Genomic DNA, 13,263 nt, shown 5'->3' on the forward strand with positions numbered 1-13,263 from the left:
CAGCGCTAGCTATTGGAGCGAAGCTAGCAGAGCGCCGACAGGAACGCTAGCGATGCTAGAATCCTGGGCATGACGATTCAGACGCGCCGCGAGCGCGAACGGGCGGAGCGGGAGCGGCTGATCGTCTCGGCCGCGCGGGAACTGGCCGAGACGGAGGGCTGGGACGCGGTGACGACCCGCCGGCTGGCGGCCGAGATCGAGTACAGCCAGCCCGTGCTCTACAGCCACTTCAAGGACAAGGGCGCCATCATGGCGGCGGTCGCGGTGGAGGGCTGCGCGGAGATCGCGGCCGAGATGCGTACGGCGCGGCTGGCGGCGAAGGACACGCGGGGGGCACTGACCGCGGTGGGCGAGACGTACACGTCGTTCGGACGCCGTCGCCCCGCGCTCTACGACGTGATGTTCACGCACACGGTGGACTTGCCGTTCGCCACCCCGGAGGCACCGGCGCCCTTGCAGGCGGCCTTCGGCGAGATCTTCCAGGCCGTCGAGCCCATCGCGGCCGAGGGCGACGACGTAGGCCTACTCACCGAGACCTACTGGGCGGGCCTGCACGGCTTGGTGACGTTGATGCGCAGCGGCCGCCTACCGGAGGGCGCACACGAGCAACGCTTGGCGCTGCTGATCGCCCACTTCACAACAGGGTTGCGCTGAGACACCCAAGGGGCGCGGGGAACTGCGCGACAAGCCACAACGGACCGGCACTCGCGAACGAACAGCCCCCCACCCCATTAGGCGCGGAAGGTCACCCGATCCGCCCCGGATCATCGGCCGCAGCCGCAGGCAAGGCCGCCCGAGGCCGCTGCCACCCCCGAGACCCCCGCGCCCGCAACCAAGCCGTCATGTCCTCGGGCGGCATCGCGGCAGCAACCAACCACCCCTGAACCGCATCACACCCCAGATCCCGCAACCGCTCCCACGTCTCGTCGTCCTCAACGCCCTCGGCGACGACGAGCAACCCCAGGGAATGCGCGAGATCAACGGTGCACCGCACGATCTCCGCGTCCTCCGTGTCCACCGCGAGCCGAGCCACGAACGACCGGTCGATCTTCAACTCGCTGACCGGCAGCCGCCGTAGATGCACCAAGGACGAGTACCCCGTGCCGAAGTCGTCGAGGGACATCTTCACGCCGTGCCCGGTCAGCCCGTTGAGGGTGTCGGCGGCGCGCTGGGGGTCCTCCAGGAGGACGTGTTCCGTGATCTCCAGTTGGAGCGAGCCCGGCGGGACGCCGTGCCGGGCGAGGCGCGCGGCGACCGAGCCCGCGAAGCCGGGGGTGTGGACGTCGCGCGGGGAGACGTTCACCGCGACCGGTACGAACAGGCCCTGGGCGCGCCATCGGGCGACCTGGGCGAGCGCCGTGTCGAGCACGTACTCCGTGAGATGGGGCATCAGCCCGGACGACTCGGCGATCGCTATGAACTCGTCCGGCGGCACCTTCCCGCGCTCCGGGTGCACCCACCGCACGAGCGCCTCCAGGCCGGCGACCTGACCGTCGAAACGGACCTTGGGCTGGTAGTGCAGCTGCACCTCGTGCGCGTCGAGGGCGCGCCGCAGATCGCCCAACAGGCCCAGCCGGTCCGGGGTGTTGGAGTCCCGCTTGGACTCGTAGACCTCGACGCCCGTACGGTCCCGCTTCGCCTGGTACATCGCGACGTCCGCCCGGCGCAGCAGTCCCTCGGCGTCGAGGGCGTGGTCGGGGAAGACGGCGACGCCCGCGCTGGCCTCCAGGACGAGGGTGAGCCCGTCGAGGTCGAGCGGGGAGCTGAGCGCGGCGACGAGGTTGCGGGCGACCCGGGTCGCGGACGTGGTGGAGTCGGCGACGGGCAGCAGGACGGCGAACTCGTCACCGCCGAGCCGCGCGGCCTCCGCCCCGCGCGGCAGCGCCACCCGCAGCCGGTCGGCTATCTGCAACAGCAGCCGGTCACCGGCGAGATGGCCCAGGGTGTCGTTGACCGACCGGAACCGGTCGAGGTCGATCAGCATCAGCGCGGCCTTGGCGCCGATGCGCTCGGCGTCGTCCAGCGCGGTCCAGATGCGCTCCAGGAGCCACTGCCGGTTGGGCAGCCCGGTCAGCGGGTCGCGCAGCTGTTCCTCCGCTCTGGCCCGAGCCATCCACAAGGTGGAGTCGAGGGCGATGAGCGGGATCGAGAACAGGGGCAGAAGGACCGGCTGGGCCACGGCGACCACGCAGATGAGTGGTGCGATGCCGAGCAGGGCCACGGCTACCAGCCCCTGTCTGACCAGGGCGGTGCGGGCGACGGTGGGCAGTCCGCCGTGGCGCGGGGCGTGCAGGTACCAGAGCAGGGTGCGGGTCACGGCGAGATAGGCGACGGCGACCAGGACCACTTCGGGAGCGGTGTAGACCGTCCAGGTGTCCGGGTTCCAGGGCTTCTCGACGGACGGCACCCGGCCGAAGGCGCCCAGTACGAGTGCTCCGGCGGCGATGCCGAGGATGTCCACCGCGCCGTGCAGCACGCCCTGGCGCCAGCGGTTGCGCCGGGCTATGCCGACCAGGACGACGACGGTGAGGCTGACCATGCCGGCGGCGACCCAGCCGTAGAGCAGCAGCACGCCGAGGGTGAGGGCGGCGCCCGAGCCGGTGCCGCCCCACCAGCGGGCGCGGCCGAGGGCGACGAGGTGGCCGACGATGATGCCGGTCAGGACGGCGAGCGACCAGCCGACCGTGCCGGACGGGAAGAGCGCGTGGTCGCCGGTGAACGCCCGGAAGAAGCCGGCGCCGAGGACGAACCCGGCCGCGACCACGACCGCCGTGGGCAGAGCGGGCCAGGTCAGATGGCGTTCGCCGTCGCCGGACAGTCCTGGGCCCGGGTCGGCCGAGAGTGGTGCGGAGTGGCGGGCATCGGGTGTGGAGTACTGTCCGGTGGCGCGCGGCTGTGCGCCCGGACGCTCCACGGGGCGCGCTCCCCAACGGCTCTCCCGCCAGGCGCCGGTGAGCCGGCGCAGCGGTGAGTCCGGGGGGGCGCTCTCGGTCGGTTCCATTCCCGTCCCTCTCACAGCCGGCGGTGCCCACGCCACGCGGTCCGATGCCCGATTTCCGTCAACGGCACCGCGTTTGGAAAACCCCTCCCCCTGCTCACCAAGAGCAGGGGGTTGCCCCAACCGCAGCTGGGCACGGCAGGTGCACACCTCAACAGTAGGCCGCAGAAGGCTTCCACGGGCAGCGGTCGTAGACGGTTGCCCGAATGCGACCCGGCCACCCGTATGCATCTGGTATGCGCCGATCGGGTGGCCTTCAACCGCTGCTCCTCGCTACTCCTCGACCGGAAGCGCGACTTCGGCGGCCGCCTCGGGTCCCTGTTCCAGCAGGACGGTGAAGCCGTCCTCGTTCAGAACAGGCACCTTGACCTGCATCGCCTTGTCGTACTTCGAACCAGGATTGTCACCTACGACGACGAAAGACGTCTTCTTCGAAACAGAACCGGTCACTTTCGCTCCCCGGCTCTGGAGGGCGTCCTTCGCCCCGTCCCGTGTGAAGTGCTCGAGTGTGCCGGTGACGACCACGGTCAGCCCTTCGAGGGGACGCGGGCCCTCGTCCTCACCGGAAGCCTCCTCCTCCATACGGACTCCGGCGGCCCGCCACTTGCGGAGGATCTCCTGGTGCCAGTCCTCGGCGAACCACTCTTTGAGCGAGGCGGCGATGATCGGGCCGACGCCCTCGGTGTTCGCCAGCTCCACCTCGTCGGCCTGCTCGATCCGCTCGATCGATCGGAACTCGCGGGCCAGCGCCTCGGCCGCGACCGGGCCGACATGACGGATCGACAGGCCGGTGAGGATGCGGGCGAGCGGGCTGTCCTTGGCCGCCGCGATCGTCTCCAGCATCGCGAGGGCGTTCTTCTTGGGCTCGCCCTGCTGGTTGGCGAAGACCGTCGCGATCTTCTCCTCGCCGGTCTTCGGGTCGCGCTTGGGCAGCCCGCTGTCCTGGTCGAGGACGTACGCCTTGATGGGCAGCAGCTGCTCGATGGTGAGGCCGAACAGGTCGCCCTCGTCCCGCAGCGGCGGTTCCGCCGGCTCCAGCGGCTTGGTGAGGGCCGCCGCCGAGACGTAGCCGAAGTGGTCGATGTCCAGCGCCTTGCGGCCCGCGAGGTAGAAGAGCCGCTCCCTCAACTGGGCAGGACAGGCACGGGCGTTGGGGCAGCGGAGGTCGATGTCGGCCTCCTTCATCGGCCGCAGCGGCGTCCCGCACTCGGGGCACTCGGCGGGCATCACGAACTCCCGCTCGCTGCCGTCGCGCAGGTCGGCGACCGGGCCGAGGATCTCGGGGATGACGTCACCGGCCTTGCGCAGCACCACCGTGTCGCCGATGAGGACGCCCTTGGCCTTGACGACCTCCTGGTTGTGCAGCGTCGCGAACTCGACCTCCGAGCCGGCCACCGTCACCGGCTCGACCTGGGCGTACGGCGTGACCCGGCCCGTACGGCCCACGCCCACGCGGATGTTGACGAGCTTGGTGTTGACCTCCTCGGGCGCGTACTTCCACGCGATCGCCCAGCGCGGGGCACGGGAGGTGGAGCCGAGCCGTCCCTGGAGGGGGATCTCGTCGAGCTTGACGACGACGCCGTCGATCTCGTGCGCCACGGAGTGACGGTTCTCGCCGTAGTACCTGATGAACTCCCGCACGCCGTCGAGGTCGTCGACCACCTTGTTGTGCGAGGAGGTCGGCAGGCCCCAGGTCTTCAGCAGGTCGTAGGCCTCGGAGAGACGGGTGAGGGCGTCGAAGCCCTCCAGGGCGCCGATGCCGTGCACGACCATGTGCAGGGGGCGGGTGGCGGTGACGCGCGGGTCCTTCTGGCGCAGCGAACCGGCCGCCGCGTTACGGGGGTTGGCGAAGGGCTTGTCGCCCGCCTCCACCAGGCGGGCGTTGAGCTCCTCGAACTTCTCCATCGGGAAGTAGACCTCGCCGCGGATCTCCACGAGGCCGGGCACGCGCTCGCCGGTCAGCCGGTCCGGGATCTCCGCGATCGTACGGACGTTGGGCGTGATGTCCTCGCCCGTACGGCCGTCGCCGCGGGTCGCCGCGCGCGTGAGGCGGCCGTGCTCATACGTCAGGTTGACGGCGAGGCCGTCGACCTTCAGCTCGCACAGGAAGTGGTAGTCCGGGGTGCCGACGTCCTTGTGGACGCGCTCGGCCCACGCCGCCAGCTCCAGGTCATCGAAGGCGTTGTCCAGGGAGAGCATGCGGGAGCGGTGGACGACGGAGGTGAACTCCGTCTCGTACGCCCCCGCGACCTTCTGCGTCGGGGAGTCCGGCGTGCGCAGCTCGGGATACTCCTCCTCCAACGCCTCCAGGGAGCGCAGGAGTCTGTCGAAATCCGCGTCGCTGACGACCGGGGCGTCGTTCACGTAGTACCGGAAGCGGTGCTCCTCGATCTGCTCAGCGAGCTGCGCGTGCTTCTCCCGTGCCTCTGCGGGCACCGTCGTCTCCGCCTGCCTGTCGCCGGCCACCGTGTTGTCCTTCCGTCACTCAGGGTTGTCCGCGAGGGATCTCGCCGCCCGGACGCAGTGGGCGAGAGCTCGGCGCGCGTACTCGGGAGAAGCCCCCGCGAGTCCGCACGACGGGGTGATCGTGACCGCCTCCGCGAGAAGTCCCGGTCGCAGCCCCAGCCTGCGCCACAGCGTCCTGACACCCATGACGCTACCGGCAGGGTCTGACAATGCGGAGTCCGTGCCCGGCACGACACCGGCGAACAGCCGGGTGCCGGCCTCGACCGCCTCACCGATCACGTCGTCGTCACGCTCGGTGAGGAGCGAGAAGTCGAAGGAGACCCCGGCCGCGCCCGCCCGGCGCAGCAGGGCGAACGGGACGTCCGGTGCGCAGGAGTGGACGACGACCGGGCTGTCCACGTGCACCCGGACGACCTCGCGGAGCGTGCTCTCGACGAGTTGGCGGTCGACGGCGCGGTAGGTGCGGTAGCCGCTGGCGGACCTGACCTGTCCGCGCAGGACTCCGATCAGGGACGGCTCGTCGAGTTGCAGCACGATCTGGGCGGCGGGGACGCGGCGTTGGACCTCGGCGAGGTGGTTGCGCAGGCCCTCGGCGAGCGAGCCGGCGAGGTCGCGGCACGCGCCGGGGTCGGAGAGCACGGCCTCGCCGTTCCTCAACTCCAGGCTCGCGGCGAGGGTCCAGGGGCCCACGGCCTGCACCTTGAGCGGCCCCTCGTACCCCTGGGTGAACTCCTCGAACGCGTCGAGGTCCTCCCCCAGCCACGCCCACGCCCGCTTCGTGTCCCGCCCCGGCCGGTCCCCGATCCGCCAACCACTGGGCTCCACACGCGCGTACACCTCGACGAGCAGCCCGGCGGTCCGGCCGATCATGTCCGCGCCGGGTCCCCGGGCGGGCAGTTCGGGCAGGAACGGGAAGTCCTCGAAGGCCCCGGTGGCGGTCTTCGCGGCCTCACGGGCGTCGGTGCCGGGCAGGGAACCGATGCCGGTGGCCGCGCCGAAGCTGAACGTAGGTTTGTTGCTCACCCCGGCAGCCTACGGAACCCTGGGGCAGGGGTGACGCCCCTGGGGCTGCGCCCCCAGACCCCCGCTTCGGCCTGAACGGCCTCGTCCTCAAACGCCGGACGGGCTGAGGGTGCAGACCGGTGCTTCAACGCATCCGGATCCCGAGCCCCTCCAAGAACGCGATCAGCCGCTCCGGGTCCGCGACCTCCAGGTTGTTCCGGAATCGACCGCGCTCCCAAGAGACGTCCGTCAGACCGTGCACGCTGCCGCTCCCGATGAACTCACCCTCGGTATCGAGCAGGGCGATGGTCATGCTGCCGTGGCAGCGGCAAATGTCGTCTATGAACTCGCCGGTCGTCGTGAGAGCCCGCAGTTCAGCCACGTCCTCGGAGTCGAAGACCTCGCCACAGATCCTGCGTTCGGCCAGCGGCCCCGCGAAGTCGCCGCCTTCGAGGACGACCGCGGCCTGCGTACGCCCCCAGACCTCGTCGAGCCAGTCCCGGACCTCCGCGCCGTTCGCCCTGTTCCTGCGCTCCGGCCCGCTCACCTTCCCGGCCGCACCGTCAGGTCGTTGACCTCCGCGTCCCCCGGCAGGTCGATCGCCATCAGGATCGTCGTCGCGACCGACTCGGGGTCGATCCACTGGGAGGGGTCGTACTGCTTGCCCTCCTGTTGGTGGACCTTGGCCTGCATGGGGCTGGCGGTGCGGCCGGGGTAGACCGAGGTGACGCGGACGCCGTTGGCGTGCTCCTCGTGGCGCAGGGAGTCCGCCAGGGCCTTCAGGCCGTGCTTGGACGCGGCGTACGCGGACCAGTCGGCGCTCGCCCGCAGGCCCGCGCCGGAGTTCACGAAGAGGACGTGGCCGCCGGACAACCGGAGTTGGGGCAGGAAGTGGCGGGTCAGTTCGGCGGGGGCGATCAGGTTGACGTTCAGCTGGTGGCGCCAGGTCTTGGGGGTCAGCTCGCCCACCGGGCCCAGGTCGACCACCCCGGCGATGTGCAGGAGCGTGTCCACCCGGTCGGGCAGGCTCTGGTGCGAGAACGCCCAGCTGAGTTTGTCCGGGTCGGCCAGGTCGCCCACCAGGGTGCGTGCCCCTGGGTACTCCCCCGCCAGTTCCTTCGCGCGGCCCGCGTCGCGCGCGTGGAGCACGAGTTCGTCCCCGCGCGCGTGCAGCCTGCGGGCGACGGCCGCGCCGATGCCGGAACCGGCCCCGGTGATCACATGTGTAGCCATGCCCGCCATGCTCGCATCACTGCATACCGAGCGACTCCTCCAGGTAGGCCAGCGCCCCCACCGGCTCCTCCGCGAAGAACACCAGGTCGGTCAGCGGGACGGGCAGGAACCCCTCGTCCTCCATGCGCCGGAACTGCGTCTTGAGGCCGTCGTAGAAGCCCGCGGTGTTCAGCAGCACCACCGGCTTGTCGGTGTGGCCGTGCTTCTTCAGCTCCAGGATCTCCGTCGCCTCGTCCAGCGTCCCGGTGCCGCCGACCATGATGACCACGGCGTCGGACTTCTCCAGGAGCAGCCTTTTGCGTTCGGCGAGGTCGGACGCGATCACCATCTCGTCGGCGCCCTCCCGTGCCGACGCCGCCAGGAAGGTCACCGAGACGCCCACCAGCCGTCCGCCGGCCGCCTGGACGCCGTCGGCGACCACCTTCATCAGCCCGGACTCGGAACCGCCCCACACGAGCGTGTGCCCGCCCTTGCCCAGCAGTTCCGCGAACTCACGCGCGGGGCGCGTGTAGCGCTCGTCCAGATCGGCGGCGGAGAGAAAGACACAGATCTTCATGTCGTCACCGTACGCGGGAAGAACCAGGGGTCCGCGAGTGCTTTTCCGGTATGGCCCAAGGACACACGATCACGATCGAGCAGGGCGACCGGCACGTCCGCGTCGTCCACGGCGACCAGGTGCTGGCGGAGAGCGACCGCCCCCTGATCCTGAAGGAGACCGGCTCCCCGGTGCGCTACTACCTTCCCCCGGAGGACGTGCGCCTCGACCTCCTGACCCCCTCCGAGACCCACACCCACTGCCCCTTCAAGGGCGACGCGTCCTACTGGTCGCTCCCCGACGCGGCCGACCTGGTGTGGGCGTACCCCGACCCCAAGCCCGACGTCGCGCAGATCAAGGACCACCTCTGCTTCTACGAAGTAGAAGTGTCGTGACCGATTAGTCGGAGTTCCTTCGGCAGTCTTCACTCGCATGGAGAAGAAGACTGTTTCGCGCGACGGCACCGCCATCGCGTACGAGTGCATCGGCGCGGGTCCGCCCGTCGTCCTGGTGGGCGGCGCGATGACGACGGGCGACGGGCTGCTGCCGCTCGCGGCGCAGCTCGCGCACCGGTTCGGTGCCGTCCCGTACGACCGCCGGGGTCGTGGCGCCAGTGGCGACACGGCCCCGTTCGCCGTGGCCCGCGAGGTCGAGGACCTCGCGGTGCTGATCGACGCCGTGGGCGGCAGCGCGGCCCTGTATGGCCACTCGTCCGGCGCCGCCCTGGTCCTGCACGCGGCGGCGAGCGGCCTGCCCGTGACCCAAGTCGCCCTCTACGAGCCGCCGTTCGCCCTCGACGCGACCGGCGCCAAGGAGCGCGCCGAATACACCGAGCGCCTCACGGAACTCCTCGCCGAGGGCCGCGACGGAGCCGCCGTCGGGCTGTTCATGGCGCTCACCGGCGCACCCCCGGAGATGATCGAGGGCGCCCGCAACTCCCCCATGTGGCCCGGCATGGAGGCCATCGCCCCCACCCTCGCCTACGACGACGCGGCCATGGGCGACGGCCTGGTGCCTGCGGAGCGGCTGGCGTCCCTGTCCGTCCCGGTGCTCACGATCGCGGGCGGCGCGAGCGCCGAGTGGATGCGGCAGGCCGCGCGGGCGGTGGCGGACGCGGCGCCGGACGGGACGTACCGCACCCTGGACGGCCAGGCCCACATGGTGGACCCGGTCGTTCTGGCGTCGCTGCTCACGGAGTTCTTCTCGGACTGACCACGGACGAGCCGCGGACAAGCCCCGGACGAGCCCTGTACCGGTCGGGTCAGGCCATCGCCGTCGCCGCGCGCGTGGTCGTCGCGATCGTCGCCGACCCCACCACGCGCGTGTCGTCGTAGAGCACGATCGCCTGGCCGGGGGCCACGCCCCGTACCGGCTCGGTGAACGTCACCTCCAGGGTGCCGTCGACGAGTTCGGCGGTGACCTCGGTCTCGCCGCCGTGGGCGCGGAGCTGGGCGGTGTAGGTGCCGGGGCCGGAGGGCGCCGTGCCGCACCAGCACGGCTTGACGGCCGTGAGGCCGCTGACGTCCAGGGAGGCGGCCGGGCCGACCGTCACCGTGTTGTCGACCGGGGAGATGTCCAGGACGTAGCGCGGCTTGCCGTCGGCGGCCGGGGTGCCGATGCGCAGGCCCTTGCGCTGGCCGATGGTGAAGCCGTACGCGCCCTCGTGCGAGCCGATGACGGAGCCGGACTCGTCGACGATGTCGCCCTCCGCCTTGCCCAGACGGTTGGCGAGGAAGCCCTGGGTGTCGCCGTCGGCGATGAAGCAGATGTCGTGCGAGTCGGGCTTCTTGGCGACCGCGAGGCCGCGGCGCTCGGCCTCCGCGCGGATCTCGTCCTTCGTCGTCACCGTGTCGCCGAGCGGGAAGAGGGCGTGCGCGAGCTGCCGCTCGTCCAGGACACCGAGGACGTACGACTGGTCCTTCGCCATGTCGGAGGCGCGGTGCAGTTCGCGGCTGCCGTCCTCGTTCACGATCACCTGGGCGTAGTGGCCGGTGCAGACCGCGTCGAAGCCGAGCGCGAGGGCCTTGTCGAGGAGGGCGGCGAACTTGATCTTCTCGTTGCAGCGCAGACAGGGGTTCGGGGTGCGCCCGGCCTCGTACTCGGCGACGAAGTCCTCGACGACGTCCTCGCGGAAACGGTCGGCGAGGTCCCAGACGTAGAAGGGGATGCCGATGACGTCGGCGGCGCGGCGGGCGTCCCGGGAGTCCTCGATCGTGCAACAGCCACGCGCGCCCGTGCGGAACGATTGCGGGTTCGCGGAGAGCGCGAGGTGGACTCCGGTCACGTCGTGGCCGGCTTCGGCGGCGCGGGCGGCGGCGACGGCGGAGTCGACTCCACCGGACATGGCGGCGAGTACGCGAAGGGTGCGGGGGCGCGGCGAGGTCTCAGTCATAACCCTTCCAGGGTACGGGGCATCGGGAACCGGGACCCGCGAGTATCCGTTGACGATCACATGGGGGAGACACAGAGCGGTCGGAGCCATCAGGACAGTCATGACGACGCTCGGGACGATCGGGCGGGGAAGCCACCTGGCGGCGCGGACAGGTCACCGGGTTCCACCGGCCGGCGGCCCGGGCGGCGGGCGCTGCTGATCGGCGGCGCCGTGGCCGCCGTAGGGACTGCCGTGTTGGCTCGGGACGAGTTGTCGCGGTTGTGGTGGCGGACGCCGGGGGTGGAGAAGCCGCGGACTCCGGGGGCGGTCGATTTCCGGGGGGCGACGTGGGTGGCGGCGTCCTCGGCGAACTACCGGCGGGCGGACCGTCCGGACGACTACGCGATAGACCGGGTGGTCATCCATGTCACGCAGGGCAGTTACGGCAGTGCCGTGAAGGCCTTCCAGGACCCCGGGCACCAGGCGGCCGCGCACTACATCGTCCGCGAGGGCGGTGCCATAACGCAGATGATCCGCGAGCTGGACGTGGCGTTCCACGCGGGGAACCGGGAGTACAACGAGCGCAGCGTCGGCATCGAGCACGAGGGCTTCGTGGATCGGAAGTCGTCGTTCACGGCGGCGATGTACACGAGCTCCGCGCGGCTGACGGCTCAGATATGCCGGCGGTACGGCATCCCCGTGGACCGGGAGCACGTCATCGGACACGTGGAGGTACCGGGGACCGATCACACGGACCCCGGGCGGTACTGGGACTGGGACCGGTACATGACACTCGTAAGGCGGGCACACCGGACACAAGGGTGATCTGCGTCACATGCCGCTTTGGCTATGAGTCGTTTCAGTCACGGCGGTGTCCGATGCGTCCCCTGCTCCAGAGGTGACCTGGGGCACGCCAACTCGGCTTTCACTCAAGGGGAGTTGGTGAGCGATCACGCACGCACACCTTTCATAGACTGCTCTGCTGACTACTAACAACCCCCCAGTCTTTACACAGCCCTTAGGTCAAATCTCTGGCCCCATGACACACACCAGCGAGCCCGCGTCCGGACAGAACGGCGACGCGAAGGGCAACCACCGCAAGTCCATGGCGGAGAAGCGCGAGCACGGCAAGGACCTCGCGCTGCGGGGCAAGGGTCTGCACCGGCGCAAGTTCCTCGGCGGTATGGCCGGGGCCGGCATCGCGGCGGTCGTCGGGGCCGGGACGGCCTTCTCCCTGCTGAGCGACGCGGCGAAGAACAAGGCGTCCGCGGCGGACAGCACCCTGGTCATCCCGGACCTCCTGGAGGGCAAGACCACCGACAGCACCACGACCTTCACCCTGGAGGCCAAGACCGGCACCGCCGAGGTGCTGAGCGGGGTCACCAGCGACACCATGGGCTACAACCAGTCGTTCCTCGGCCCCACCATGAAGTGGACGAACGGCGACACGGTCCTGCTGAACATCACCAACAGCCTGGGCGAGGACACCACCGTCCACTTCCACGGCGCCCACGTCCCGCCCAAGATGGACGGCGGTCCGCAGGTCGCCTTCTCCGACGGCACGACATGGTCGCCCACGTTCACGGTCAAGGACCCGGCCACCACGCTCTGGTACCACCCGCACGCGCTGGGTACCACCGCCAAGCAGGCCGTGCACGGCCTGGCCGGGATGATCATCGTCGAGGACTCCTCGGACGCGTCCGCCGCGCTGCCCAGCGACTACGGCGTCGACGACATCCCGCTCATCTTCCAGTGCCTCGCCACCGACAGCGCCGGAGACATCAAGTACGACCTGACGGGCTACCTCAGCAGCGGACTCAGCTACCCGCTGCTGTTGAACGGCACGAACGTCGACTCCACCACGCTCGGCTTCACCGCCACCAAGACCCGCACCCGGTTCCGGGCGCTGAACGCCTCGCCCTCCGACATCATCACCATCCAGCGCAGCGACGGCGGCACCCTCACCCAGATCTCCACCGACCAGGGCTATCTGACCGAGGCGACCGACGTCACGACCATCCGCCTGGTGGCCGGCGCCCGCGCCGAGTTCACGATGGACCTGTCGGCGGACGCCACGCTCCAGGCCGTCGTCACCACCGGCTGGGTCCGCGGCGGCAGTGGCACCTACGACGTCCTCGCCATCACCGCGAGCGGCACGGACACCCCGGACGACCTGCCGTCCAGCCTCAACACCATCGAGCGGTACGACACCAGCGACTTCACCGCCCGCACCATCACGCTCGGCCAGAGCGGCACCACCATGCTGATCAACGGCTCGGCCGGCACCAGCATGTCGTCCATGGCGATGATCAGCACCACGGTGGGGTCGAAGGAGATCTGGACGATCACCAACAGCACCCAGCTGGAACACTCGTTCCATCTGCACGATGTGCCGTACCAGCTCATCTCGATCAACGGTGAGACACCGACGGGCGTCGAACTCGGCTGGTACGACACCTACGAGGTGGTCGGTGGCGGCTCGATCCAGATCGCCATGGAGTTCACCGACTTCAGCGACGACACGTACATGTACATGCTCCACTGCCATCTCCTCCAGCACGAGGACGAGGGCATGATGGCCGCCCTGATGGTGACGGACAGTTAGCCGCGGGGAAACCCGGCCGGACCGGCCGGGTCGATGTGTTCCGGCGGTCGGTG

General features: G+C 70.2%; 12 protein-coding genes. 5 read left to right on the forward strand and 7 right to left on the reverse strand.

All coding sequences use genetic code 11. The annotated features are described in order from the left end of the window. Nucleotides 1-69: 69 nt before the first annotated feature. Nucleotides 70-654: a TetR/AcrR family transcriptional regulator gene (locus OG714_RS16700; RefSeq protein ID WP_406121801.1), complete on the forward strand. Its 585-nt coding sequence runs from the start codon at nucleotides 70-72 to the stop codon at nucleotides 652-654. Between the two features lie 91 nt (nucleotides 655-745). Here the strand turns inward: OG714_RS16700 and OG714_RS16705 are convergent, their stop codons facing one another. From OG714_RS16705 to OG714_RS16730, 6 genes are all read right to left on the reverse strand, one after another. Continuing rightward, nucleotides 746-3,001, reverse strand: a complete 2,256-nt coding sequence (locus OG714_RS16705; RefSeq protein WP_406121803.1) for a putative bifunctional diguanylate cyclase/phosphodiesterase — start codon at nucleotides 2,999-3,001, stop codon at nucleotides 746-748. 270 nt (nucleotides 3,002-3,271) lie between these two features. Beyond that, a complete protein-coding gene (gene ligA, locus OG714_RS16710) occupies nucleotides 3,272-5,464 on the reverse strand; it encodes an NAD-dependent DNA ligase LigA (protein ID WP_406121804.1) in 2,193 nt (730 codons plus the stop codon). Between the two features lie 15 nt (nucleotides 5,465-5,479). Beyond that, on the reverse strand, nucleotides 5,480-6,487 hold the full coding sequence (locus OG714_RS16715) for a methionine synthase (RefSeq protein WP_406121806.1): 1,008 nt from the start codon (nucleotides 6,485-6,487) through the stop codon (nucleotides 5,480-5,482). A gap of 124 nt (nucleotides 6,488-6,611) precedes the next feature. Further along, the gene (locus OG714_RS16720; RefSeq protein WP_406121807.1) at nucleotides 6,612-7,013 is read right to left on the reverse strand and encodes a hypothetical protein; all 402 of its coding nucleotides are present in this window, start codon (nucleotides 7,011-7,013) and stop codon (nucleotides 6,612-6,614) included. After that, entirely contained in the window at nucleotides 7,010-7,708 is a 699-nt protein-coding gene (locus OG714_RS16725) for an SDR family oxidoreductase (RefSeq protein WP_406121808.1), read from the reverse strand. The genes OG714_RS16720 and OG714_RS16725 overlap by 4 nt, the downstream gene beginning before the upstream one ends. 7 nt (nucleotides 7,709-7,715) lie before the next feature. Further along, nucleotides 7,716-8,255 (reverse strand): TIGR00730 family Rossman fold protein, encoded by a 540-nt coding sequence (locus OG714_RS16730; RefSeq protein ID WP_406121809.1) that lies wholly within the window; start codon nucleotides 8,253-8,255, stop codon nucleotides 7,716-7,718. 50 nt (nucleotides 8,256-8,305) lie between these two features. On the opposite strand from OG714_RS16730, the gene OG714_RS16735 reads away from it, so the two are divergent. Beyond that, nucleotides 8,306-8,629 carry a DUF427 domain-containing protein gene (locus tag OG714_RS16735; RefSeq protein WP_406121811.1) on the forward strand — a complete coding sequence of 108 codons (324 nt, stop codon included), beginning with the start codon at nucleotides 8,306-8,308 and terminating at the stop codon, nucleotides 8,627-8,629. Nucleotides 8,630-8,666: 37 nt separating this feature from the next. Further along, a complete protein-coding gene (locus tag OG714_RS16740; RefSeq protein WP_406121813.1) occupies nucleotides 8,667-9,446 on the forward strand; it encodes an alpha/beta fold hydrolase in 780 nt (259 codons plus the stop codon). Nucleotides 9,447-9,495: 49 nt separating this feature from the next. Here the strand turns inward: OG714_RS16740 and mnmA are convergent, their stop codons facing one another. Beyond that, nucleotides 9,496-10,626 carry a tRNA 2-thiouridine(34) synthase MnmA gene (gene mnmA, locus OG714_RS16745; protein WP_406121815.1) on the reverse strand — a complete coding sequence of 377 codons (1,131 nt, stop codon included), beginning with the start codon at nucleotides 10,624-10,626 and terminating at the stop codon, nucleotides 9,496-9,498. Nucleotides 10,627-10,686: 60 nt separating this feature from the next. Here mnmA and OG714_RS16750 point away from each other — a divergent pair, with 60 nt between their 5' ends. Both OG714_RS16750 and OG714_RS16755 read left to right on the forward strand, forming a co-directional pair. Continuing rightward, a complete protein-coding gene (locus tag OG714_RS16750) occupies nucleotides 10,687-11,430 on the forward strand; it encodes an N-acetylmuramoyl-L-alanine amidase (protein WP_406121817.1) in 744 nt (247 codons plus the stop codon). A gap of 214 nt (nucleotides 11,431-11,644) precedes the next feature. Continuing rightward, the gene (locus OG714_RS16755) at nucleotides 11,645-13,210 is read left to right on the forward strand and encodes a multicopper oxidase family protein (protein ID WP_406121818.1); all 1,566 of its coding nucleotides are present in this window, start codon (nucleotides 11,645-11,647) and stop codon (nucleotides 13,208-13,210) included. Nucleotides 13,211-13,263: the final 53 nt, after the last annotated feature.

The organism is Streptomyces sp. NBC_00989 (assembly GCF_045162655.1).
In the GTDB taxonomy this organism is placed as follows: domain Bacteria; phylum Actinomycetota; class Actinomycetes; order Streptomycetales; family Streptomycetaceae; genus Streptomyces.